The organism is Oleiphilus sp. HI0066, from assembly GCF_001635725.1.
In genome coordinates, this window is record NZ_LWFH01001004.1 from 1 (window position 1) to 1,276 (window position 1,276).

Here is a 1,276-nt window from a genome sequence, read left to right on the forward strand (position 1 = left end):
TTTGCAAATGGCGAAATCAACAAAAGTGCAAAAAGAAGTGTTCTAATATTGTTCATAAATTCTTCGTTTATAAATTACCATCACATAATGCCTCAAACAGGGGCAGTTTTGGAGCGACGAAGCCGCAGAAAAGCTGTTCAGCTAGTCACTTGGAGGCTTTCCCAAGCTATGGATGCTGCGATCTATGTCATTTTCATACAGCAGTCGATTGAATTCTCTCTCAGTCATAGTGACACTTAACAGCTTATTATATGGAATTCTCTATAAACCGCAGACGGCAACGCGTCTTCACGATGATCAAAATTCCATTTTTGTTTAATTGATTCAATCACTTAAATAGCACCCTATCACTAGAAACTAAGATTCTCTTTTCGCAGAAAGAATACTTGGGTTTACACAGATCCGTATAAACCCAGGAGAAAAAGTTTAGTTAATTGTTTTATAAAACAATATCAGAAGGAAGCCGTAACAAGACAGACTTAACTCTCAGTGGTAACGATACCGATAGTACAAATATGATCAAAACAATAGATGATATGGCTCGCTTACCCTTCGAGCCGACCGTTGGTCGTTTAACGAGCTAAAGCGCTTTTGTACCGCCTACACGTGAATGACGACATGTAGTCACTTAGAGTGACTCCACACCTATGCTTCCTGCTATAGCTCAAACGCAAAAAAACCGCATTAAGCGTTCACCTAATGCGATTTTCGAAACTCATCTACGATGTGATTACCGGATCAAGTCCGGCATGACACAAATAGATTAGTTAGCAGCTTTAAACTTCAAGCGGTAAGCGTGAAGAAGTGGCTCTGTGTAACCACTTGGTTGCTCTTTACCTTTGAAGATCAAATCAGATGCTGCTTGGAAAGCAATCGTATCGAAGCTTGGTGCCATGTTGATGTAAGCGGCATCGCCTGCGTTTTGCTCATCAACGGTTGCAGCCATGCGCTTCAAGCTTTCTTCAACTTGCTCTTTTGAACATACGCCGTGCTCTAACCAGTTCGCAACGTGCTGCGCAGAAATACGCAATGTTGCACGGTCTTCCATCAAACCAACGTTGTTGATATCTGGAACTTTAGAACAACCAACACCTTGATCAACCCAACGTACAACGTAACCCAAAATACCCTGACAGTTGTTGTCGAGTTCTTTCTGGATTTCACCTTCAGTAAGCGCAGCTCTTTGCTCAGCCGTCATAAGCGGGATAGTAAGAATGTCATCTACGTTTGCGTGCTCACGAGACTTAAGCTCGTTTTGTACCGCAAATACATCTAC

General features: G+C 42.0%; 1 protein-coding gene and 1 pseudogene. One reads left to right on the plus strand and one right to left on the minus strand.

All coding sequences use genetic code 11. From position 1 onward, the window contains the following. The coding region (locus A3738_RS31995) for a hypothetical protein (protein ID WP_231876633.1) at positions 1 to 240 on the plus strand (240 nt) is incomplete at its 5' end. Positions 241 to 763: 523 nt separating this feature from the next. On the opposite strand, the pseudogene A3738_RS11920 reads toward A3738_RS31995, so the two are convergent. Beyond that, positions 764 to 1,276, minus strand: a pseudogene (locus A3738_RS11920) (malate synthase G); the annotation flags it as partial.